At 71.9% G+C, this 20,628-nt stretch carries 20 protein-coding genes and 1 riboswitch; of the genes, 12 read left to right on the forward strand and 8 right to left on the reverse strand.

The features are described 5' to 3' along the window. Window positions 1–4: 4 nt before the first annotated feature. From ACZ4VT_RS20585 to ACZ4VT_RS20595, 3 genes are all read right to left on the reverse strand, one after another. Complete coding sequence (locus tag ACZ4VT_RS20585; protein ID WP_467951491.1) at window positions 5–925, reverse strand: 1-phosphofructokinase family hexose kinase; 921 nt, start codon at window positions 923–925, stop codon at window positions 5–7. Between the two features lie 99 nt (window positions 926–1,024). Next, window positions 1,025–2,188 (reverse strand): N-acetylglucosamine-6-phosphate deacetylase, encoded by a 1,164-nt coding sequence (gene nagA / locus ACZ4VT_RS20590; protein ID WP_467951492.1) that lies wholly within the window; start codon window positions 2,186–2,188, stop codon window positions 1,025–1,027. Beyond that, window positions 2,188–3,120: an ROK family protein gene (locus ACZ4VT_RS20595; protein ID WP_467951582.1), complete on the reverse strand. Its 933-nt coding sequence runs from the start codon at window positions 3,118–3,120 to the stop codon at window positions 2,188–2,190. The genes nagA and ACZ4VT_RS20595 overlap by 1 nt, the downstream gene beginning before the upstream one ends. Before the next feature lie 176 nt (window positions 3,121–3,296). On the opposite strand from ACZ4VT_RS20595, the gene ACZ4VT_RS20600 reads away from it, so the two are divergent. The 3 genes from ACZ4VT_RS20600 (at window position 3,297) to otsB (ending at window position 5,922) form a co-directional block, all read left to right on the forward strand. Continuing rightward, window positions 3,297–4,598 (forward strand): ABC transporter substrate-binding protein, encoded by a 1,302-nt coding sequence (locus ACZ4VT_RS20600; RefSeq protein ID WP_467951493.1) that lies wholly within the window; start codon window positions 3,297–3,299, stop codon window positions 4,596–4,598. Between the two features lie 47 nt (window positions 4,599–4,645). After that, window positions 4,646–4,882 carry a DUF3263 domain-containing protein gene (locus tag ACZ4VT_RS20605; RefSeq protein WP_467951494.1) on the forward strand — a complete coding sequence of 79 codons (237 nt, stop codon included), beginning with the start codon at window positions 4,646–4,648 and terminating at the stop codon, window positions 4,880–4,882. Window positions 4,883–5,073: 191 nt separating this feature from the next. Further along, entirely contained in the window at window positions 5,074–5,922 is an 849-nt protein-coding gene (otsB, locus tag ACZ4VT_RS20610) for a trehalose-phosphatase (RefSeq protein WP_467951496.1), read from the forward strand. Between the two features lie 139 nt (window positions 5,923–6,061). Here otsB and ACZ4VT_RS20615 read toward each other — a convergent pair whose 3' ends face one another. Next, entirely contained in the window at window positions 6,062–7,525 is a 1,464-nt protein-coding gene (locus ACZ4VT_RS20615; protein WP_467951497.1) for an alpha,alpha-trehalose-phosphate synthase (UDP-forming), read from the reverse strand. A gap of 49 nt (window positions 7,526–7,574) precedes the next feature. Next, on the reverse strand, window positions 7,575–8,525 hold the full coding sequence (locus tag ACZ4VT_RS20620) for a glucosyl-3-phosphoglycerate synthase (RefSeq protein WP_467951584.1): 951 nt from the start codon (window positions 8,523–8,525) through the stop codon (window positions 7,575–7,577). A gap of 185 nt (window positions 8,526–8,710) precedes the next feature. After that, window positions 8,711–8,867, forward strand: a riboswitch (SAM riboswitch). Between the two features lie 17 nt (window positions 8,868–8,884). On the opposite strand from ACZ4VT_RS20620, the gene thrC reads away from it, so the two are divergent. The 4 genes from thrC to groL all read left to right on the forward strand — a co-directional run bounded on the left by thrC (window position 8,885) and on the right by groL (window position 13,121). Then, the gene (gene thrC / locus ACZ4VT_RS20625; protein ID WP_467951499.1) at window positions 8,885–10,159 is read left to right on the forward strand and encodes a threonine synthase; all 1,275 of its coding nucleotides are present in this window, start codon (window positions 8,885–8,887) and stop codon (window positions 10,157–10,159) included. Window positions 10,160–10,196: 37 nt separating this feature from the next. Beyond that, the gene (locus ACZ4VT_RS20630) at window positions 10,197–10,475 is read left to right on the forward strand and encodes a MoaD/ThiS family protein (protein ID WP_030718872.1); all 279 of its coding nucleotides are present in this window, start codon (window positions 10,197–10,199) and stop codon (window positions 10,473–10,475) included. Window positions 10,476–10,889: 414 nt separating this feature from the next. Beyond that, complete coding sequence (locus tag ACZ4VT_RS20635) at window positions 10,890–11,096, forward strand: cold-shock protein (protein ID WP_030009783.1); 207 nt, start codon at window positions 10,890–10,892, stop codon at window positions 11,094–11,096. 402 nt (window positions 11,097–11,498) lie between these two features. Further along, window positions 11,499–13,121: a chaperonin GroEL gene (gene groL, locus ACZ4VT_RS20640; RefSeq protein ID WP_319724454.1), complete on the forward strand. Its 1,623-nt coding sequence runs from the start codon at window positions 11,499–11,501 to the stop codon at window positions 13,119–13,121. A 98-nt stretch (window positions 13,122–13,219) separates the two neighbouring features. Here the strand turns inward: groL and ACZ4VT_RS20645 are convergent, their stop codons facing one another. Further along, on the reverse strand, window positions 13,220–13,792 hold the full coding sequence (locus ACZ4VT_RS20645; RefSeq protein WP_467951586.1) for a Uma2 family endonuclease: 573 nt from the start codon (window positions 13,790–13,792) through the stop codon (window positions 13,220–13,222). A 162-nt stretch (window positions 13,793–13,954) separates the two neighbouring features. Between ACZ4VT_RS20645 and ACZ4VT_RS20650 the strand changes: the two genes are divergently transcribed. The 4 genes from ACZ4VT_RS20650 to ACZ4VT_RS20665 all read left to right on the forward strand — a co-directional run bounded on the left by ACZ4VT_RS20650 (window position 13,955) and on the right by ACZ4VT_RS20665 (window position 16,416). Further along, the gene (locus ACZ4VT_RS20650) at window positions 13,955–14,398 is read left to right on the forward strand and encodes a hypothetical protein (RefSeq protein WP_467951501.1); all 444 of its coding nucleotides are present in this window, start codon (window positions 13,955–13,957) and stop codon (window positions 14,396–14,398) included. A 4-nt stretch (window positions 14,399–14,402) separates the two neighbouring features. Further along, entirely contained in the window at window positions 14,403–14,957 is a 555-nt protein-coding gene (locus tag ACZ4VT_RS20655; protein ID WP_467951502.1) for a hypothetical protein, read from the forward strand. 32 nt (window positions 14,958–14,989) lie between these two features. After that, window positions 14,990–15,589, forward strand: a complete 600-nt coding sequence (locus ACZ4VT_RS20660) for a phosphoribosylanthranilate isomerase (RefSeq protein ID WP_467951504.1) — start codon at window positions 14,990–14,992, stop codon at window positions 15,587–15,589. 77 nt (window positions 15,590–15,666) lie between these two features. Further along, window positions 15,667–16,416 (forward strand): SDR family oxidoreductase, encoded by a 750-nt coding sequence (locus ACZ4VT_RS20665; protein WP_467951506.1) that lies wholly within the window; start codon window positions 15,667–15,669, stop codon window positions 16,414–16,416. Window positions 16,417–16,968: 552 nt separating this feature from the next. Here ACZ4VT_RS20665 and ACZ4VT_RS20670 read toward each other — a convergent pair. Both ACZ4VT_RS20670 and ACZ4VT_RS20675 read right to left on the reverse strand, forming a co-directional pair. Beyond that, window positions 16,969–18,615 (reverse strand): serine/threonine-protein kinase, encoded by a 1,647-nt coding sequence (locus ACZ4VT_RS20670; protein ID WP_467951508.1) that lies wholly within the window; start codon window positions 18,613–18,615, stop codon window positions 16,969–16,971. A 101-nt stretch (window positions 18,616–18,716) separates the two neighbouring features. Further along, the gene (locus ACZ4VT_RS20675; protein ID WP_467951509.1) at window positions 18,717–19,064 is read right to left on the reverse strand and encodes a protease inhibitor I9 family protein; all 348 of its coding nucleotides are present in this window, start codon (window positions 19,062–19,064) and stop codon (window positions 18,717–18,719) included. Between the two features lie 366 nt (window positions 19,065–19,430). Here ACZ4VT_RS20675 and ACZ4VT_RS20680 point away from each other — a divergent pair, with 366 nt between their 5' ends. Beyond that, window positions 19,431–20,627 (forward strand): S8 family peptidase, encoded by a 1,197-nt coding sequence (locus tag ACZ4VT_RS20680; RefSeq protein ID WP_467951511.1) that lies wholly within the window; start codon window positions 19,431–19,433, stop codon window positions 20,625–20,627. Window position 20,628 lies beyond the last annotated feature (1 nt).

Raw genomic sequence — 20,628 nt, forward strand, 5'->3', positions numbered from 1 at the left:
GGCCTCAGCCGGCCGTCGTGACCTTCACCGACCCCCGTACCTCCTCGTAGGTGCGGGGGTCGAACTCTCCCGCCACCGGGGCGAGGACGGTGGCCGCCGACAGGGCGACCGCCCGGGTGAGCCGCTCCTGCCAGTCCGCCCCCTCCACCAGGGCCGACAGGAGGCCGGCGACCGCGGAGTCGCCCGCTCCGGTCGGGTTGCCGGCCAGGGCGCGCGGCGGGGTGGCCTGCCAGGTGCCTTCGGCGGTGGTGGCCAGCAGGCCGTCCGGGCCCAGCGAGGTGACCACGGCGTGGGCGCCCCGGCGGCGGGCGTCGCGGGTGGCGGGCAGCGGGTCGCGGGATCCGGTGAGCTCGGCCAGCTCGGCGGCGTTCGGCTTGATGATCTCGGGCCGGGCGGCGACCCCGCGGCGCAGGGCCTCGCCGCTGGTGTCGAGGAGGACGGGGACCCCGGCCGCGCGGGCCGCCCGTACGAGGACCGCGTACGCGCCGACGGGCACGCCCGGCGGGAGGCTGCCGCACAGGGCCACGGCGCGGGCGCCGCGGACCAGGTCCCCGTACTGCGCGAGGAAGCGGGACCATTCGGCGGACGTGATCAGCGGCCCCGGTTCGTTGAACTGGGTGGTGTCGCCGGAGGACTCGTCGACGACGGCCAGGGTGCGGCGGCTGCCGTCCGCGCAGGGCACGAGGGCGTCCACCACCTGCGGGGTGCGCGCGAGCAGTTCGCGGACGACGGAGCCGACGGGGCCGCCGGTGAAGCCGGTCGCCGTCACCTCGTGGCCGAGCGCGGCCAGGACGCGGGCGACGTTGATGCCCTTGCCGCCGGGGCGTTCGGTGACGGCGGCGACCCGGTGCGAGGCGTGCGGAAGCAGCCTCGGCACGCGGTACGTGACGTCGAGTGCGGTGTTGAGCGTCACGGTCAGGATCATGGGCACCCCCGGGTCTGTTGCTGCCGGGATCATGCCAAACCCGAGGCGGTCGGCCCAGTCCTCGGGCCGGCCGCCTCGGTCCTTACAGCCGCTTGGCCGTCAGATCGCCGCCGCCGCGAGGGGGCTGACGACCCATTCGCCGCGCCGCATGACGCCCTTGACGTCGAAGGCGGCGTCCAGGACGACGAGGTCCGCGTACTTGCCGGGCTCCAGCGAGCCGATCTCGTCGTACAGGCCGAGGAGCCTGGCCGGGTTGGCGGAGATCGCCTGGACCACGGACTCCACCGGCAGCTTGTCGAGGGTCACCGAGCGCTTGAAGGCGGTGTCCAGGGTCAGGGTGGAGCCGGCGATGGAGCCGCCCTCCACGAGCCGGGCCACGCCCTCCTTGACCTCGACCTCCAGCGGGCCGAGGTGGTAGGTCCCGTCGCCGAAGCCGGCGGCGTCCATCGCGTCGGTGATCAGCGCCACGCGGTGCGCGCCCGCGTGGTGGAAGGCCAGTTCCAGGGCCGCCGGGTGCAGGTGCGTGCCGTCGTTGATGAGCTCGACGGTGATCCGCTCGTCCTCCAGCAGCGCGGCGATCGGGCCGGGCTCGCGGTGCGCGAGGGGCGGCATCGCGTTGAAGAGGTGGGTGGCCACGGTCGCGCCCGCGTCGATGGCGGCGCGCGTCTGCTCGTACGTGGCGTCCGTGTGCCCGATCGCGGCGATCACCCCGTGCTCGGCGAGCAGCCGTACGGATTCCAGGCCGCCCGGGAGTTCGGTGGCGAGGGTGAACATGCGGGCCGTGCCGTGCGCGGCGTCGATCAGCTTGCGGATCTCGGCCGGGTCGGGGTCGCGGAGCAGGTCCTCCTTGTGCGCGCCCTTGCGGCAGGGGTTGATGAACGGCCCCTCGAAGTGGATGCCGGCGATCTCGCCCTGCCGGGTGAGCTCGGCGAGCAGTCCGGCGCGGCGGGCCAGTTCGTCCAGGTCGCCGGTGACGGTGGAGGCGACCAGGGTGGTGGTGCCGTGCTCGCGGTGCGTGCGGACGCCCTTCAGGACGTCCTCGGCGGTGCCGGAGGTGAAGGAGGCGCCGCCGCCGCCGTGGTTGTGCATGTCGACGAAGCCGGGGACGATCCAGTGCCCGGACAGGTCCACGGTCCGCGAGCCCTCGTGGGCGCTGCCGGCGATGCGGTCGCCGTCGACGATGACCCGGCCGTTGGCCACGGTTCCGGTGGGCAGCACCACCCTGGCGCCGGAGAGAACAGTGCTGCGCGCGCTTCCGGACATCAGGCAGGTACCTCCGTGGCGAGTAGATCCCAGGCGAGCAGCCCTGCGCCCAGGCATCCGGCGGTGTCCCCGAGGGCCGCCGGGACGATGTGGGGGAGCCGCTGGAACGTCACGCGCTCCTCCACGGCCGTCCGTAGTGGTGTGAACAAGGTTTCCCCCGCCTCGGCGAGCCCGCCACCGATGATCAGCGTGCGCGGGTCCAGCAGGGTGATCGCGGTGACCAGCCCGTCGGCGAGCGCGCCGACGGCGGCCAGCCAGACCTCCCGGGCGCGCGCGTCGCCGGCTTCGACGGCTTTGGCGCAGTCCGCGGCGTCGGCCCCGGGGTCGCCGGAGGCGGCCGCCCAGGCGCGGCTGACGGCCGAGGCCGAGGCGAGGGTCTCCAGACAGCCGTGCTGGCCGCAGCCGCAGGCGGGGCCGCCGGGGCGCACCACGATGTGCCCGATCTCGCCCGCGTAGCCGTGGGCGCCGGCCTCGATGCGGCCGGCGATGCCGATGGCTCCGGCGATGCCGGTGCCGAGGGGGACGAAGAGGAAGCGGTCGGCGCCGCGGCCGGCGCCGATGCGGCCCTCGGCGAGTCCGCCCGTGCGCACGTCGTGGCCGAGGGCCACCGGGATGCCGCCGAGTCCGGCGCTGAGCAGGGCGCGCATCGGTACGTCGCGCCAGCCCAGGTTCGCCGCGTAGACGGCGATCCCGTGGTCGGCGTCGACGATGCCGGGGACGGCGACCCCGGCGGCGGAGGCGGTCCGTCCGAAGCGTTCACGGCCGGTGTCGAGCAGCTCGGCGGCGAAGTCCTGGATCGTCTCGACGACGGCGTCGGGGCCCCGCTCGCGGCCGGTGGCGCGGCGCGCTTCGTGGAGCAGGGTGCCGTCGGCGGCGACGAGGGCGGCCTTCATCCCGGTGCCGCCCACATCGAGGGCGATGACGTGTTTCACGGGTTTCACAGAGACAGTCTCGCGTGCTCGGCGTGGAAAGGTCTAGTCCATTGGGAGGGATTGTTGAGTGGCCATACAAAATCCGGACCCCGGCCGGGATCCCGATGTGGACGAGCCGCCAAAGTGGTGTAGACCTTACGTGGATCGTACGTACAACAAGGGGTGGATCGAGAACTGTGAAGGGCCGTTACCTGAGCCTGGCCGCGTCGGGCGCCGTGCTGTGCCTGACTGCCGTGACGCTGACGGGCTGCGGAGCCGTCGACGGGCTCACCGGAGACAACGAGGTGACCCTGCGGGTCGTGGCGGCCGACTACGGGGACAATCCGCAGAACTCCTCGGCCGGGTACTGGAAGGGCCTCGCCGACGGCTTCGAGAAGACCAACCCCGGCGTCAAGGTCGAGGTCTCCGTCTACTCGTGGTCCGAGGTCGACGCCAAGGTCGCCGACATGGTCAAGGCCGGCAAGGCCCCCGACATCGCCCAGATCGGCGCCTATGCCGACTACGCGGCCGCCGGAAAGCTCTACTCGGCGGCGGAACTGCTCTCGGTGAAGACCGAGGCCGACTTCCTCGGCTCCCTCGCGGACGCGGGCAAGGTCAAGCAGGTCCAGTACGGCCTGCCCTTCGTCTCCAGCACCCGGCTGCTCTTCTACAACGAGAAGCTGCTGGCCGACGCGGGCGTGATCGGCAAGGACGCCAAGGGCGGCTGGCAGCCGAAGAGCTGGGCGGACCTGGAGGCGGCGGCCAAGAAGCTCAAGGGCGCGGGCGTGCCCACCCCCTTCGCGCTGCCGCTGGGCCGCGAGGAGGCGCAGGCCGAGACGATGATGTGGATGCTCTCGGGCGGCGGCGGCTACACCGACAACGAGGAGTCCTACTCGATCGACTCCGCCGAGAACGTCAAGGCGCTGGAGTTCCTGCGGGACAAGATGGTCGGCCAGGGGCTGACCGGCCCCGTCGAGCCGGGGAAGCTGGACCGGCAGGCCGCCTTCGACGCCTTCACCAAGGGCGAGGTCGGCATGCTCAACGGACACCCGTCGCTGATGAAGCAGGCCGAGGCCAAGGGCGTGAAGTTCGGCATGGTCCCGCTGCCGACGGCCACCGGGTCCCCGGAGCCGGCCATGGGCGTCGCGGACTGGGTCATGGCCTTCAAGAACGGCCACCGCGCGCAGTCCGGGAAGTTCCTGGACTACCTGTACGAGCCGAAGAACGTGACGACCTTCACGGACATGTACGACCTGCTCCCGGCCACCACCAGCGGCTACCAGGCCAAGCAGGGCGCCACGGGTGGCTCGGCGCCGCAGCTGAGGCCCTTCCTGACGGCGCTGCCCGGCTCGCGGTTGTACCCGGTCGGCAAGAAGTCCTGGGCGGGCGTCAGCGAGGACATCAAGCAGAACATCGGCAAGACCGTCCAGCCCGGCGGGCAGCCGGCGAAGGTGCTGGAGGAGATCGCCACGGCGGCGCGGGCGTCGGACCCGCGCTGAGCGGTGGCGACGGGCCGGGTGTCAGACGGCGGCGTTAATCTGGCGGTATGACGGACGAGGGGCAGCTGACGGCCACGGAGGCCGCGGTGCTCGCGTACGAGGGACGCACCTGGCCCGGGCCCGGAGCCAAGGAACGGGCCATACGGGAAGGGCTGGGGATTACCCCCGTCCGCTACTACCAGCTGCTCAACGCGCTGATGGACGACCCGCGGGCCCTGGCCCACGCGCCGGGCACGGTCAACCGGCTCCGCCGGATCCGCGAGGCCCAGCGGGCCCGGCGCTAGGCCGCCGCCAGGCCGGGCGATGGGCCGCGCGACAGGCCGGGCGATGGCCCCGCGCAGGCCTGGAGAAGGCCCCCGCGACAGCCCGGGCGATGGCCCCGCGCCAGGCCCGGCGATGGCCCCCGCGACAGGCCGGGCGATGGGCCGCGCCCGTGCCGTAGCCGTCGCCGCGCTGGGCCGTTAGGGTCGTGCGTATGGGGAGCCATCCGCACGACCTGCCGATGCCCGTCACCGCAGCGGGACGCGAGGGACTCGAAGCCCTGCTGCGCGCACCCCGCCGGTCCGTGGTCGCCCTCGACTTCGACGGCACCCTCGCCGACATCGTCCCGGACCCGGACCAGGCCAGAGCCCACCCCGGAGCCGTCCCGGCCCTCTCCGCGCTCGCCCCCGAGGTCGCCTCGGTGGCCGTGATCACCGGCCGGCCGGCGGGCGTCGCCGTCCGCTACGGGGGCTTCGCGGGGGTCCCCGGACTGGAACACCTCGTCGTCCTCGGCCACTACGGCGCGGAGCGCTGGGACGCGGTCACCGGGATCGTGCACGCCCCGGCCGAGCACCCCGGGGTGGCGGCGGTACGGGCCGAGCTCCCGGGGTTCCTGGACTCGATCGGGGCCTGGCAGGGCACCTGGATCGAGGAGAAGGGCCGGGCGCTGGCCGTGCACACCCGGCGGGCCGCGGATCCGGCGGCGGCCTTCGCGGCCCTGCGCGAACCCCTGGCCGAGCTGGCCGCGCGGCACGGGCTGATGGTGGAGCCGGGCCGCGCGGTCCTGGAGCTCCGCCCCCCGGGCATGGACAAGGGCGTCGCCCTGACGGAGTTCCTCGCGGAGCGGGACGCGGAGGCGGTCCTGTACGCGGGCGACGACCTGGGTGACCTGGCGGCGTACTCGGCCGTCGAAAAACGCCGCGCCGACGGCCTCCCGGGCCTGCTGGTGTGCAGCGGCTCGGCCGAGGTCCCCGAGCTCGCCGCACGGGCCGACGTGGTCCTGGCCGGACCGGGCGAGGTCGTAGCCTTCCTGACCACCCTGGCCGAGGCCGCGCGAGCCTGAAAAGACCGGGGCTCCGCCCCGCACCCCGGACGGAGTCCGGGGGAGGGTCTGGGGCGGAGCCACAGCAGCGGCGCGGGCGCCGAACCGCCGGGGGCCAGCCGCCGGACCCCCGCGCCTCAAACGCCGGCGGGGCTGAACGTCACGGCAGCAGGTCTGACAGTTGGGCCGTGAACCAGGCGGCCGGGGGGAGGGCCGTGGCGGCGGCGGCCAAGCGCTGCGTGCGCTCCGCACGCTCGGCGTCCGGCATGGCCAGCGCCGCGTGCAACGCCTCCGCCGTCGCCGAGACGTCGTACGGGTTCACCGTCAGCGCGTCCGCCCGGAGCTCCTCGTACGCCCCCGCCCCGGTGGACAGCACCAGCGCGCACCCCGCCTCCGACACCACGGGGATCTCCTTCGCCACGAGGTTCATCCCGTCCCGCACCGGGTTCACCAGTGCCACGTCCGCCATCCGGTACACCGCCAGCGACCGCGCGAAGTCGTCCTGCACCGACACCAGCACCGGCTGCCAGTCCGCCGTTCCGAACTCCTCGTTGATCTCCGCCGCCAGCTCCCGCACCGACTCCGTGTACGCCCGGTACACCGCCAGGTCCTGCCGTGACGGGTACGCCGAGGCCAGGTGGACGACCCGGCCCCGCCACTCGGGGTGGACCGTCAGCAGCTCCCGGTACGCCAGCAGCCCCCGCAGGATGTTCTTCGACAGCTCGGTCCGGTCCACCCGGGCGATCGTCTTGCGGTCGCCGACCTCCGCCCGCAGCTGCGCCAGCTTCTCGTCCACCTCCGGCCGGTGCGCCAGCGCCCGCAGTTCGTCCGCGTCCACCCCGAGGGGGTACGCGGTCACCTCGGTGAACTGCCGCTTCGCGTAGCCGCGCCCGTCCGGGGCCGCCCGGCGGTGCCACACCCCGCGCTCCGGGGTCCCGGCCGGGAAGTACGCTTCCGCGATGCCGTCCAGGTCGTCCCTGCTCGCGCCACTGGCGAAGTTGCCCGCCCACCTCGCCGTGTGGAAGCCCAGCCGGTCCGCGCCGAGCATCCCCCACACCAGCTGGCTCCGGATGTCGTCCGGGATCATGTCCATGAACTCCCGTGAGGCCCACGGGGTGTGCGTGAAGTGCCCGATCCGCAGGTCCGGCCGCAGCTGCCGCAACTGCCCGGGGACCAGCGCCAGGTGGTAGTCCTGCACCAGGACGCGGGCCCCTTCCGCCGCCTCCTGGGCGAGGGCGCGCGCGAAGGCCTCGTTGTACGCGACGTACGCATCCCACCGCCGCCGGAACTCCGCGTCGAAGACCGGCTCGCGCGGGACGTCGTACAGGTGGTGGTGCGTGAACCACAGCACAGAGTTGGCGATGCCGTTGTAGGCCGCGTCGTACACCGTGGGATCGATGTCCAGCATCCGGACGCCCGGCTCGGCCACCCCCCGGCGGACCGCCTCCCGGTCCGCCTCCGAGAGGGCCGCGCAGATCCACAGCGCTCCCGGCTGCTCCGCGAGGGCGGCGGAGAGCCCGGAGACGAGTCCGCCCCCGCCGCGCCGGGCGCTGAGGCCGCCTTCGGCGTCGATCGCGTACGAGAGGGGGCCGCGGTTGGCGGCTACGAGTACCTGAGAAGCCATGCGGCGAACCTAGCCCGGCCCGCGCTCGCTCAAACTTTCCAGGCCGACGTCACGCCACGCGGCGCAGCGCGTACTCCTTGATGCCGAGCATCGGCGGCCGCTCCTCGGTGTCCACCGCGTACGTCCGCGGCACGAACCCTTCCGGCCCCCGCTCGAACTGCGTCAGCTCCGGCCGGAGCAGGTGCCCGCGCGACAGGCGCAGCAGGGCGGTGCGGTAGATCGCGGCGGCCATCCGGCCCAGCGCCTGCCCGTCCTGGTGGCGGTGGACGCGGACGCCCACGTCCACCTGGGCGAGCGCGTCCAGCCCGACCGTGTGCAGCGCGTCGACCAGCAGGCCCAGCTCGACGCCGTACCCGACGGGGAACGGCAGCCGTTCCAGCAGGGAGCGGCGTACGGCGTACTCGCCGCCCAGCGGCTGGACGAAGCCGGCCAGCTGCGGCCAGTGCAGGTTGAGGAGGGGGCGGGCCACCAGTTCCGTGACCCGGCCGCCCTGCCCGGGGGCGTCACCGAGCGGGCGGTCGTACATGGCCTTGACGAACTGCACGTCCGGTTCGGTCAGCAGCGGTCCGACGATCCCCGAGACGAAGGCGGAGGAGAAGTCCCGCAGGTCGGCGTCGACGAAGCAGACGATGTCCCCGCTGGTGGCCAGCAGCGAGCGCCACAGCACCTCGCCCTTGCCGGGCAGTGCCGGGAGCCTCGGCAGGATCTCGTCGCGGTGCACCACCCGGGCGCCGGCCTTCGCCGCGACCTCCGCCGTACGATCGGTCGAGCCCGAGTCGATGACGATCAGCTCGTCCACCAGAGGGAACGGCAGCCCCTCGATCAGCTCGCGCCGGATGACCTCGACGATCGCGCCGACCGTCGCCTCCTCGTCCAGCGCGGGCAGCACCACGCTGACCGTGGTCCCGGCCGCCCGCTTCCGGTCGAGCAGCTGGTCGAGCGGTCGGTCGGCGGCTGACCAGGAGCGGTCCGCCAGCCAGCGCTCCACCTCTTCCAGCACCCTCAGCACTCCCTGGTTGTCGGCGTTATCGGCCGTTATGTGATCCATCTCGCGGTTCGGACGGCTGTCTCAACCGCCCGGCCCTTCGGTTACAGTCTTGAACAACGCGAAGGGCCACCGCATGCCGGGGGTCCCCGCGTACAAACGCACCGGCGCGCCACAGAGCGCGTGTGCCGGTGCCATACCGCTCATCCAGAGGGGCAGAGGGACACGGCCCGTTGAAGCCCCGGCAACCCTCCAGTCGGTTCTCGCGATCGCACGTCAGCGACGTCAGCGAGGTCCCCGGCTAGGGAAGGTGCCAATTCCGTCTCATGGCGAAGTGCGCCATGGGGAAGATGAGGAGAAAGGGCCTCGCCATCATGGCTGCACAGACTGTCGCCACCTCTGTCGATCTCGGACCTGCCAACGGTCTTTCCTGTCGCGAGTGCGGCACCCGCTTCGAGCTCGGCCCCATCTTCGCGTGCGCCGAGTGCTTCGGACCTCTGGAAGTCGCCTACGACCTCCCGACCGGCGACCCCGAGGCCCTGCGCGCCGCGATCGAGGCCGGCCCCACCAACATCTGGCGTTACGCGCCGCTGCTGCCCGTCCCCGCGGACGTGGCCTCCAAGCCGAGCCTGAACCCGGGATTCACGAAGCTCGTGGACGCCGCCAACCTGGCCAAGGAGCTCGGCGTCACCGGCAAGCTCTACGTCAAGGACGACTCCGGCAACCCGACGCACTCCTTCAAGGACCGCGTCGTGGCCATCGCCGTCGAGGCCGCCCGCGCCTTCGGCTTCACCACCCTCTCCTGCTCCTCCACCGGCAACCTGGCCGGCGCCGTCGGCGCCGCGGCCGCCCGCGCCGGCTTCCGCTCCTGCGTGTTCATCCCGCACGACCTGGAGCAGGGCAAGGTCGTCATGGCCGGTGTGTACGGCGGCGACCTGGTCGGCATCGAGGGCAACTACGACGACGTCAACCGCTTCTGCTCCGAGCTCATCGGCGACCCGCTGGGCGAGGGCTGGGGCTTCGTCAACGTCAACCTGCGCCCGTACTACGGAGAGGGCTCCAAGACCCTCGCCTACGAGATCTGCGAGCAGCTCGGCTGGCAGCTGCCCGACCAGCTCGTGATCCCGATCGCGTCCGGCTCGCAGCTGACGAAGATCGACAAGGGGTTGCAGGAGCTGATCAAGCTCGGCCTCGTCGAGGACAAGCCGTACAAGATCTTCGGCGCCCAGGCCGAGGGCTGCTCCCCGGTGTCGACCGCCTTCAAGGCCGGTCACGACGTGGTCCGCCCGCAGAAGCCGAACACCATCGCCAAGTCCCTCGCGATCGGCAACCCGGCGGACGGCCCGTACGTCCTGGACATCGCGCGGCGCACCGGCGGTTACGTCGAGGACGTGAACGACGAGCAGGTCGTCGAGGCCATCAAGATCCTCGCGCAGACCGAGGGCATCTTCGCCGAGACCGCGGGCGGCGTGACCGTCGGCGTGACGAAGAAGCTCATCGAGAACGGGCAGCTCGACCCGACGCTGACCACCGTCGTCCTCAACACCGGCGACGGCCTGAAGACCCTGGAAGCGGTGGCCGCGGAGAGCGGGCAGACCGCCACCATCCGCCCGAGCCTGGACGCGTTCCGCGCCGCCGGCCTGGCCTGACCATCTCCTCCTGCTCTACCGGAAAGGCAGTAGCGCCATGAGCGTCAACGTCCGCATCCCCACCATCCTGCGCACCTACACCGGCGGTCAGGCCGAGGTGCCCGCAGAGGGCGCGACCCTCGCCGAGGTCATCCAGTCCCTGGAGGCGAGCCACCCGGGCATCGCCGCGCGCGTCCTGGACGACCAGGGCAAGCTGCGCCGTTTCGTGAACGTCTACGTCAACGACGACGACGTGCGCTTCGAGGGCGGGCTGGAGGCGAAGACGCCGGACGGCGCCGGCGTCTCGATCATTCCGGCCGTCGCGGGCGGATGCTGATCCTCTCGGCCCCTTTGTCGCCTGACAGGTGACACGCGCAAACCGAAATTGCCCCCTCCGCTAAAAGCGGAGGGGGCAATTCTGCTTGATTGGGCGGGGTAGAGTTGGGGAAGTCCCCTCCGCCGGACTTGCCCGCTGCATATGAACGGGTCGCGTGAGGGTCGACATCGGGTCAATGTGCAAGCGCGGTATGGGGCTTTGGCGAGATATGTCAGGCCCGAGTTGCCCTGGAGTATGGCAAATTTTCACTCTATTTCAATGTTTCCCCGTGTCCAGAATTCTCGTCGGATTGACCTGTTGCAGACAGCACTCGCGCAGATACATTCAGCCTCGGTCGACGCGTTCCGACGCAAGTTCTGACCCGGGAACGCGAAGTGCGTTCCCGCGCAAGGGCCAGTAATAGGGGAGTTAGGCATGGCTCAGGGCACCGTCAAGTGGTTCAACGCGGAGAAGGGCTACGGCTTCATCGCGGTCGACGGTGGTGCGGATGTGTTCGTCCACTACAGCGCCATCCAGATGGACGGGTACCGCACCCTTGAAGAGGGTCAGCGGGTCGAGTTCGAGATCTCGCAGGGCCAGAAGGGTCCGCAGGCGGACATGGTCAAGCTCGCGCTCGGCTAGTCCTGGAGCGATCGACCACCGACGCACAGTGTTCAACGAAGACCTGCACGACCTGCACGACCTTACGAGGGGCCCACATCCGGACACGGGATGCGGGCCCCTCGTACGTGCGCCCGCTCCACGTCCGGTACTGGGCGGGGGTTGGCCCGAGCCGCTCGCGCCCGCCCGTCGCCCGACCGCCACCCCTCAGCGGGGCTTCTTCGAAGCCGCTTGCACTCTCGGGGGTCGAGTGCTAATCATTGGCATTAGCACTCTCCCGGTGAGAGTGCTACTGAACGAGGACCGGGTCGGTGAGGCCCGCAGGGTCCGGTGGGAAGGAACCGCCGGGCACGCAGGCCGTCCGTCGCGGGCGCGGGCGCGGTCCTGGGAGCAATCCACCGCTGTCCGGGAGGACCACTTCAGATGGCCAAGATCATTGCGTTCGACGAGGAGGCCCGTCGCGGCCTCGAGCGTGGGATGAACCAGCTCGCCGACGCCGTCAAGGTCACCCTTGGCCCCAAGGGTCGCAACGTCGTCCTTGAGAAGAAGTGGGGCGCCCCCACGATCACCAACGATGGTGTCTCCATCGCCAAGGAGATCGAGCTCGAGGACCCGTACGAGAAGATCGGCGCCGAGCTGGTCAAGGAAGTCGCCAAGAAGACGGACGACGTCGCGGGCGACGGTACGACCACCGCCACCGTGCTGGCCCAGGCGCTCGTCCGCGAGGGCCTGCGCAACGTCGCCGCCGGCGCCAACCCGATGGCCCTCAAGCGTGGTATCGAGAAGGCCGTCGAGGCCGTCTCCGCCGCCCTGCTCGCCCAGGCGAAGGATGTCGAGACCAAGGAGCAGATCGCTTCGACGGCCTCCATCTCCGCCGCCGACACCCAGATCGGCGAGCTCATCGCCGAGGCCATGGACAAGGTCGGCAAGGAAGGCGTCATCACCGTCGAGGAGTCGCAGACCTTCGGTCTGGAGCTTGAGCTCACCGAGGGCATGCGCTTCGACAAGGGCTACATCTCGGCGTACTTCGCCACCGACATGGAGCGCATGGAGTCGTCCCTCGACGACCCGTACATCCTGATCGTCAACTCCAAGATCGGCTCGGTCAAGGACCTGCTGCCGCTCCTGGAGAAGGTCATGCAGTCGGGCAAGCCGCTGCTGATCATCGCCGAGGACGTCGAGGGCGAGGCGCTCTCCACCCTCGTCGTCAACAAGATCCGCGGCACCTTCAAGTCGGTCGCCGTCAAGGCCCCGGGCTTCGGCGACCGCCGCAAGGCCATGCTCGGTGACATCGCCATCCTCACGGGCGGCACGGTCATCTCCGAGGAGGTCGGCCTCAAGCTGGAGAACGCCGGTCTCGACCTGCTCGGCCGCGCCCGCAAGGTCGTCATCACCAAGGACGAGACCACCATCGTCGACGGTGCCGGTGACAGCGACCAGGTCGCCGGTCGCGTGAACCAGATCCGCGCCGAGATCGAGAACTCCGACTCGGACTACGACCGCGAGAAGCTCCAGGAGCGCCTCGCGAAGCTGGCCGGCGGCGTGGCCGTCATCAAGGCCGGTGCCGCGACCGAGGTCGAGCTCAAGGAGCGCAAGCACCGCATCGAGGACGCCGTTCGCAACGCGAAGGCGGCCGTCGAGGAGGGCATCGTCGCCGGTGGTGGCGTGGCCCTGCTCCAGGCCTCCGCGGTCTTCGAGAAGCTGGAGCTCGAGGGGGACGAGGCGACCGGCGCCAACGCCGTGAAGCTCGCCCTGGAGGCCCCGCTGAAGCAGATCGCCGTCAACGGTGGTCTCGAGGGTGGCGTCGTCGTCGAGAAGGTGCGCAACCTTCCGATCGGTCACGGCCTGAACGCCGCGACCGGCGAGTACGTCGACATGATCGCCGAGGGCATCATCGACCCGGCGAAGGTCACGCGCTCTGCCCTGCAGAACGCCGCGTCCATCGCCGCGCTGTTCCTGACGACCGAGGCCGTCATCGCCGACAAGCCCGAGAAGGCCGGCGCCGGCGCCCCGGGCGGCATGCCGGGCGGTGACATGGACTTCTGATCGACCCCTGGCTCCGGCCCGAAGGTTGATCGGCTGTTCTCGAACGAGGGCGGCACCCCCCCACGGGGGGTGCCGCCCTCGGGCGTTGTCCCGGCCTTCTAGAAGCCCGCGGTGTCGAGCGCGAAGCCGAAGGGCTCCGGGATCTGCAGGGCCTCGCCGAAGGACACCGTCGTACGGGAGCGGTATCCGTGCGGGGAGGGGTCCCAGAAGCAGGTGATCTCCGAGTCCTGCATGTCGACGACGAGGTAGACGGGGACCAGGCGCCCGTACACGTCGAGCTTCTCGTTCCAGTCGGCATCCCTGGTGGAGACGGACGTGAACTCGCCGACGAGCGACAGGGCCGCCCCGTCCGCATGCAGTCCCTCCTCGTCGAAGGCTTCCTCCTCCGCGACGTACAGGTCCGGTGCGTAGCCGCGCTCCGCCGCCGGGAATCGGAAGAGGAAGGGTGAGGTATCCGCGAAGTGCCCCTTGGGGACGTGTGCCTGGAGCTGCTCGCGCAGGAGACGCATGCGACGGGAGTAGCGCAGCTTTGAAAACGGCGACACGATGATCTTCCCCCGGATGAGCTCGGCCTTGAAGCCGTCTGGCGTGTTCATCTCCGCGACCGTGCGCAGGAGCGTCTCGAAGGCCGGCGGAGCCGCCTGTTCTATCGGTGTGGCCCGTTCGATCATGATCGTCACCGTTGTCCTCCGCGTGGCGTGCCGTGCACTGGGCGTGAGCCTCGTTCCAGGCTAGCGGCGAGGGGAGAGGCGTGCCCGGCCCGCGCGGTGTTCTCCGCCGAGCGGGGGTAAAACCGCTGGCCGGGGTGGGTGGGGGCGTGTGACCGTACGGCCATGGGGAATTCCGTCGCGTATCCGGTCCACCGCACCACCGACCCCGGCGAGGCGCATGCCAAGGCGCGGCTGCTGTGCGGGGTGCCGGCCCGCCGGTACGAGGAGGTGCGGGTGGGGGCCGAGCTGAGCACGGTCGCCGACCTGCGGCGGCGGCGGATGGTGGCGCTGCTGCCGGACGCCGTCTACGCGTACACGGAGATGTGCATCCACCCGGAGACCGGCGAGTCCCTCTCCTTCGAGCGGGACGTGCGGACGGCCACCGACGCGGAGCTCGCCGTCGAGGTCCCGCTCGACTTCACCTCCACGGAACTGCCGGCCGCGGTGGCCGAGGAGGACTTCGTACGCGCCGTGGGTACGGGACCCGCGTCCATCAGCTGGGAGGGCTGCCGGCCCGACGAGCCCGAGCCGGGCTCGTACGCCTCGCCCACGGAGCGGGGCTGCTGAAGCGATGGGAAGTTCGCGTGCCTACCCCGTGTTCCGGACCGACGACCTCGCCGAGGCCTATCGGCGGGCCCGTGTGCTGTGTACGCGGATGAAGCCGCTCGACGCGGAGCTGTGGCTCGTGGCGCAGGCGCTCACCGTCGAGGAGGCCCGGGGGCTGGCGGCGCTCCTTCCGACGGGCCTGTTCGAGCCGTCGTACGACTGGGACCGGGACGTCTGGTTCACGGGCGCCGAACTGCCCCGCGACGACCGGGAGCTGGCGGCCGAACTGCCGCTGACGGTGGACGCGGACGTGGCTCCGGGTCCCGTCGAACAGGCCTTCCTGCGCGCGCTGGGCGACGGGGCGGCCAGGATGCGCTGGCGCGGAGAATGGCACCCCGAGATCCCCTCCTGGTCGCAGGACTCGACGAACCAGCGGGTGGAACTCGACATCAACGGCGAGCATCCCGACGGCCGGCACACCGTCCACGTGCACTTCCGGTACGCCGACGAGGTGGGCGCGGCCCGTCTCGCGGCCGCGATCGGCGGGTCGGTGCTGGGCCCCGTGCAGGTGGGCCGCTGAGGCCGTCGCCCCGGTCGGCATAGGCTGGGCGCATGGCTGATCTCTTCGTCAAGATCTGCGGTCTGAAGACCGCGCGGGACGTCGACGCCGCCGTGGCGGCCGGGGCCGATGCCGTGGGGTTCGTGTTCGCGCCCGGCAGCCCGCGTACGGTCGACGCCGCCACCGTGCGGGAGCTCGCCGCGCGGGTGCCGGACGGCGTGCTCACCGTCGGCGTGTTCCGCGGGCAGGCGGCCGCGGAGGTGCGCCGCTTCGCCGAGGAGAGCGGCGTACGGGGGGTGCAGCTGCACGGCGAGGAGGGCCCGGAGGACTTCGCGGCGCTGCGCGCCGAGGGCCGGACGCTGCTGCGGGCCACCGCCGAGCACGTGAAGCGCTGCGGCGAGTACGGCGAGGACCTGCTCCTGCTCGACGCCCCCGACCCCGGCTCCGGCAAGCCGTGGAACTGGGGCTCGGCGGACTTCACCGCGCCCGAGGGGCACTGGCTGCTGGCCGGCGGGCTGAACCCGGGCAACGTGGGGGAGGCGGCCCGGGTGACCGGCGCCTGGGGCGTGGACGTGTCCAGCGGCGTGGAGCGCGAACGCGGGGTGAAGTCGCCGGAGTTGATCCGCGCCTTCATCGAGGCGGCCCGGGGCTAGTTCGATTTACATAGCTGCCGTTACGGAAATCGTGTTACGGTCTTTCTGTAGTGATCGTTACTGAATCGGGGGGACCCATGCGGATGCGGAACAAGAACGCGCTGGTCACGGGCGGCAGCAGGGGCATCGGCCGGGCCATCGCCGAGCGGCTCGCCGCCGACGGGGCCACCGTCGTGCTGACGTACGCGAACGACGAGGCGGCCGCCCGCGCGACCGTCGAGCGGATCACCGAGAACGGCGGCCGGGCCCACGCGCTCCACGCGGAGCTCGGGCGGCACGGCGACGCCGCCGCGCTCTGGGCGGCGTACGACACGCTGGGCCTCGACGGGGTCGACATCATCGTCAACAACGCCGGCATAGGACTGCCTGTTCCGCTCGGCCAGGTCGCCGAAGAGGACTTCGACCGGGTCTTCGCCGTGAACGTACGGGCACCGTTCTTCGTCGTGCAGGAGGCCCTCGGGCGGCTGCGCGACGGAGGTCGGATCATCAACATCTCCAGCGGCGCCGCGAGCATCGCGATGCCCGAGATCCTCGCCTACGGGGCGACCAAGGGCGCGCTCGACACCCTGACCCTGAACCTGGCGAAGGCGCTCGGCCCGCGCGGGATCACCGTGAACTCGGTCGCCCCCGGCATCGTCGACACCGACGTCAACGCGGGCTGGCTGCGCGGCAACGCCGAGGCCGAGGCGCACGCCGCCTCGATCGCCGCGCTCGGCCGGGTCGGCCGCCCCAAGGACATCGCGGACGTCGTCGGCTTCCTCGCCTCCGACGACGCTCGCTGGGTAACGGGCCGTGTCGTCGACGCGACGGGCGGCGCGGGCCTCTGACCTCCCGGTCCGGGTGGCGGTAGAGGGCTGGTTGTGCCGGGGCCCAGCCGGGTACGGGGGCCGGTTGTGCGGGTTGGCTGCGCCGCTTGGGCGGGGTGGGGTGGGGGCCGGTTGGGACGGGGGCGGGCGCGCGCCGGGGCGTCTCCTCGGGCGCCAAACGTGTCGGGGCGTCGGAGAGCTGGGCGGAAGTGCGTTTGGCGCCCTGCGGGGATCACCCCGACACACACCCACCCCCGCCCCAACCGGCCCGGCTGCCCCCATCCATCAGCCCTGCCTCACTATCCGGCGCTGCCTCACTATCCGGCGCTGACCCACCATCCGGTGCTGACGCACAATCCGCCTCGCCGCACCTATTCAGCCCCGCCGGCGTTTGAGGCGCGGGGTCCGGGGCGGAGCCCCGATCCTGGAGCCGCACCATCCAGCCGTGCCGCACCACAGCTTCCGCCGCACTACTCAGCCCCTCCGGCGTTTGAGGAGCGGGGTGCGGGGCGGAGCCCCGGCGGCGGCGACGCACCGGGGAAGCGGCGGCATCCCGAGGCGGGAGCCAAACGGTCAGGAGGCGGGCATCGCCTGTCGCCACAAGGTCATGTCCGCGGTGATCCACTTGGCCAGCCCCCGCACTTCCACGGTCGACTTGATCTGGATCACGAGCAGTGCGACGTCACCCGCCTTGTTCACGATGCAGAACTCGCTGCCCTGCGCGGCCCCGGCCAGCGTCCAGCTGCGCGTATCCGTGTGCTCCAGTATCCTCCGGCAGGCGTCGAGGGAGCCGTGCGGTTCGCCGTACAGCATGATGATCCTGCTGGTGTCGCTCTCCAGCTTGCACGTGACCTCGGTACAGCTCAGACGTATGTCGCCGTTGCGGTCCTTGCGCGTGCCCCGGTCCCCCAGGGTGATCGAGCTCTGTTCGTCGTCCAGGCGCATCATGGGGTACGGGATGGCCTTGGGCGGCTGGGACGGGCTCGGCGAGGGGGTGGCCGCCTTGCCGCCGGTGGCCGAGCCGGGCGCTCCCGAGCGGGACGCGGCCGGGCCGGGGGATTTGGCGGCGGCGGCTGCCGCGGCGGCCTCTTCCCGGCGGACCTTCCGCGCCGCGTCGACCACGAGCCAGACCAGGCTGCCGACCATCAGCGTCCCGATCACCGTGAGCGTGGTGATGATCACCGCCGCGCGGCGGCCGCGCTTGCGCCGTTCCTCCGGGGTGACCGGCTTCGGCCCCCAGGCGATCGGCGTCACGTGCGCCGAGGTGGGGTACGGGGCCGGGCCCGCGGCCGGGGTCGGGGCCGGGGTCGGGGTCGGATCCGGGACCACCACCTCCGGGCCCAGCACGTCCCGCCAGATCGCCGGGCCGCCGCCGCTCGTGTCGTCGGCGTCCTCGCCCAGCTGCTTGCGGCACCACTCCACGATCTCCGTCGGGGTGGCCCGGTCCTGCGGCTCCGCGGCCAGGCACCGCGCGAGCAGCGGCTGCAGCTCTTCCGGCAGCCGCGAAAGGTCGGGGCTGGAGTGCACGATCCGGAACAGCACGGTCATGGAGGGACCGGTGCCGTACAGGGGCTCGCCCAGCGCCGCGAACGCCGCCGTCTGCCCCAGCGCGAAGACGTCGGTGGCGGCGGTGGTCTCGCCCGCCAGCGCCTGTTCGGGGGCCATGTACTGGGGGGTGCCGATGGTGCTGCCCGTGGCCGTGGGCGCGGTGGTGTCGGACGCCGTCGATATGCCGAAGTCGATGACGCGGGGCCCGTCGGAGGCGAGCAGTACGTTCGCCGGCTTGAGGTCCCGGTGCACGATGCCCTCGGCGTGGATGGCCTGCAGGGCCTCGGCCACGCCCGCCATCAGCCACAGCACCGCGGGCACGGGCAGCGGTCCGCGCTGGGCGACGGCCTCAGACAGCGAGGGGCCGGGTACGTAGAGGGTCGCCAGCCACGGCGGTACCGCGTCGGCGTCGGCGTCGATCACCTCCGCGGTGTAGGCCCCCCGGACGCGTCGGGCCGCCACCACCTCCCGGCGGAACCGCCGCCGGAACGCCGGGTCTTCGGCCAGCTCCGGGCGGACCACCTTGATCGCCACCGGGCGGCCGCCCGGGGTGTGCGAAAGGTAGACCCGGCCCATGCCGCCCGCGCCGAGCCGGGCCGCGAGGCGGTACCCGGCCACGGTCTGCGGATCCTCCGCGTGCAGCGGCTCGAACACCTCGGTCGCGCTGTTCATCGGCCTCCCCGATCCCCCCGGCCCCCGATCAACCGATGAGTTGATCCGCCTTACTTTAAGCGGCGCGTAAAGACGGGGGTTGCCGGGGGAGCCCGCCGAGGTCAGATGCCGGGGCCGGACGAGGTCGCGGTCGCGCCGCCGTCCTTCTCGACCGACTCCACGATCGCGGCCGCCCGCAGGTCCTCGACCTGCTCGGGGGAGAGGCGGGCGGCGAAGCCGTTGAGCGCCCTGCGGTAGACGTGGATCGGGGTGATCCCGTAGGCGTCCGCGACGGCGGCCGGGTCGAGGCCCGGGTGCACGGTGACGATGTACGTGGCGTGGTCGGCGGGAGCTGCGTGGGATACGGGTACGGGCTCGGCGGCGGTGGCTGCGGACGCGGGCAGGGCGACGGTGACGGCGGCCAGGACGGCGACGGCCACGGGCAGGGCTCGGCTCAGACGGTTGCGCATGGGGCGAGGCCATCACGTGCTGCGGCGCAGGTCAACGAGGCTCGGGGTGAGGCGGGGGCACGGGCGGTGCACCGGCCGTGCGCTCCCTGGTGTGGGGGCGGGCCGTACGGGTGATCTTGCTGCGGCGGTGTCGGGTGCGCGGGCCGGAGCACGGCCGTGACGGCGCAGCAGGACAACCCTTTCTGCACGGTGTGCGACCGCCCCTGCCGGCGCGCGCGCCGGTCGGGCAAGCAGGTGAGGGGGTGGTTCAACCCGGTGGGGGGTGGCACCGATGGAGCTGAGGGCCGCCCCCGCAGGAGCACCTACCTGGTGCCGTGAGGGCGGCTCACCCATGTTTGTCTTCGACCCCGTCAGGGAGTTCCTTCCATGCGCCTGCTCGCACGTCTGGCCGCCGCGACCCTCCTCACCGTCACTCCGGTCGCCGCCGGTACCGCCTCCGCCGCGGCCCCGCAGCCGGAACCGGCTCCGCTGGTCAAGGCCGCCAATCCGGTGCCCGGCAAGTACATCGTGACCCTGGAGAAGGGGCAGGACGCGGCGAAGCTCGCGAAGAAGCTGGGCCTGAAGCCGTCGTTCGTCTACACGTCGGCGATGAGCGGCTTCGCGGTACCGCTGACCTCGCTGGAGCTGACGCTCGTCCGCAACAGCCTGGGGGTGAAGTCGGTGGAGGAGGACGCCTCGGTCCGGTCCGTGCCGACACCGACCGTGCCGGGAGCGATGCGCGCCCCGTCGAACTCCTGGGGCCAGGACCGGATCGACCAGAAGCAGCTGCCGCTCGACAACAGCTTCACCACCGAGGGCAACGGCGCCGGCGTGACCGCGTACATCCTCGACACCGGCATCGACTACCGGCACACCGAGTTCCTCACGCCGGAGGGCACCAGCCGGGCCGGCTACGGCTACGACGCGATCGGCGACGGCCGCGACGGCCAGGACTGCCAGGGCCACGGCACCCACGTCGCGGGCACGGTCGCGGGGAAGACGTACGGGGTGGCGCGCAAGGCGAACCTGGTCAGCGTCCGCGTCCTCGGCTGCGACGGCAAGGGCACCTGGTCCGGGATCATCGCCGGCATGGACTGGGTGGCCAAGAACGCCAAGCAGCCGGCCGTGCTGAACGGTTCCCTGGGCGGGGACAGGTCGGAAGCGGTCAACAACGCCGCGACCGCGCTCTCCGACGCGGGTGTCCTGCCGGTCATCGCGGCGGGCAACTCCGCGAAGGACGCGTGCACGGTCTCGCCCGCGTCCGCCCCACGCGTTCTGACGGTCGCCGCGTCCAACCAGTGGGATGAGGAGACCGACTTCTCCAACTACGGCACGTGTGTCACGCTCTACGCCCCCGGCCAGGCCATCGTCTCCGCGAAGCTCGGCGGCGGCAGCGTGGCCCTCGACGGCACGTCGATGGCCGCCCCGCACGTCGCGGGTGTCGTCGCCCTCTACAAGCAGGCGCACCCGAGCGCGGGCCCGGCGGAGATCAACGAGTTCATCGACGACGAGTCCACCAAGGACGTCCTGAAGAGCGTCAGTAAGGGCAGCCCGAACCAGCTGTTGTTCTCCGCCGGTCTCTGAC

The organism is Streptomyces sp. NPDC029164, assembly GCF_055563995.1.

Excerpts from the sequence above, each read along its gene's own strand:
- ACZ4VT_RS20585 (WP_467951491.1), bottom strand. The coding sequence starts at position 925 with ATGATCCTGACCGTGACGCTCAACACCGCACTCGACGTCACGTACCGC.
- nagA (WP_467951492.1), bottom strand. The coding sequence starts at position 2,188 with ATGTCCGGAAGCGCGCGCAGCACTGTTCTCTCCGGCGCCAGGGTGGTG.
- ACZ4VT_RS20605 (WP_467951494.1), top strand. The coding sequence starts at position 4,646 with ATGACGGACGAGGGGCAGCTGACGGCCACGGAGGCCGCGGTGCTCGCG.
- otsB (WP_467951496.1), top strand. The coding sequence starts at position 5,074 with ATGGGGAGCCATCCGCACGACCTGCCGATGCCCGTCACCGCAGCGGGA.
- ACZ4VT_RS20615 (WP_467951497.1), bottom strand. The coding sequence starts at position 7,525 with ATGGCTTCTCAGGTACTCGTAGCCGCCAACCGCGGCCCCCTCTCGTAC.
- thrC (WP_467951499.1), top strand. The coding sequence starts at position 8,885 with ATGGCTGCACAGACTGTCGCCACCTCTGTCGATCTCGGACCTGCCAAC.
- ACZ4VT_RS20630 (WP_030718872.1), top strand. The coding sequence starts at position 10,197 with ATGAGCGTCAACGTCCGCATCCCCACCATCCTGCGCACCTACACCGGC.
- ACZ4VT_RS20635 (WP_030009783.1), top strand. The coding sequence starts at position 10,890 with ATGGCTCAGGGCACCGTCAAGTGGTTCAACGCGGAGAAGGGCTACGGC.
- groL (WP_319724454.1), top strand. The coding sequence starts at position 11,499 with ATGGCCAAGATCATTGCGTTCGACGAGGAGGCCCGTCGCGGCCTCGAG.
- ACZ4VT_RS20645 (WP_467951586.1), bottom strand. The coding sequence starts at position 13,792 with ATGATCGAACGGGCCACACCGATAGAACAGGCGGCTCCGCCGGCCTTC.
- ACZ4VT_RS20650 (WP_467951501.1), top strand. The coding sequence starts at position 13,955 with ATGGGGAATTCCGTCGCGTATCCGGTCCACCGCACCACCGACCCCGGC.
- ACZ4VT_RS20655 (WP_467951502.1), top strand. The coding sequence starts at position 14,403 with ATGGGAAGTTCGCGTGCCTACCCCGTGTTCCGGACCGACGACCTCGCC.
- ACZ4VT_RS20660 (WP_467951504.1), top strand. The coding sequence starts at position 14,990 with ATGGCTGATCTCTTCGTCAAGATCTGCGGTCTGAAGACCGCGCGGGAC.
- ACZ4VT_RS20665 (WP_467951506.1), top strand. The coding sequence starts at position 15,667 with ATGCGGATGCGGAACAAGAACGCGCTGGTCACGGGCGGCAGCAGGGGC.
- ACZ4VT_RS20670 (WP_467951508.1), bottom strand. The coding sequence starts at position 18,615 with ATGAACAGCGCGACCGAGGTGTTCGAGCCGCTGCACGCGGAGGATCCG.
- ACZ4VT_RS20675 (WP_467951509.1), bottom strand. The coding sequence starts at position 19,064 with ATGCGCAACCGTCTGAGCCGAGCCCTGCCCGTGGCCGTCGCCGTCCTG.
- ACZ4VT_RS20680 (WP_467951511.1), top strand. The coding sequence starts at position 19,431 with ATGCGCCTGCTCGCACGTCTGGCCGCCGCGACCCTCCTCACCGTCACT.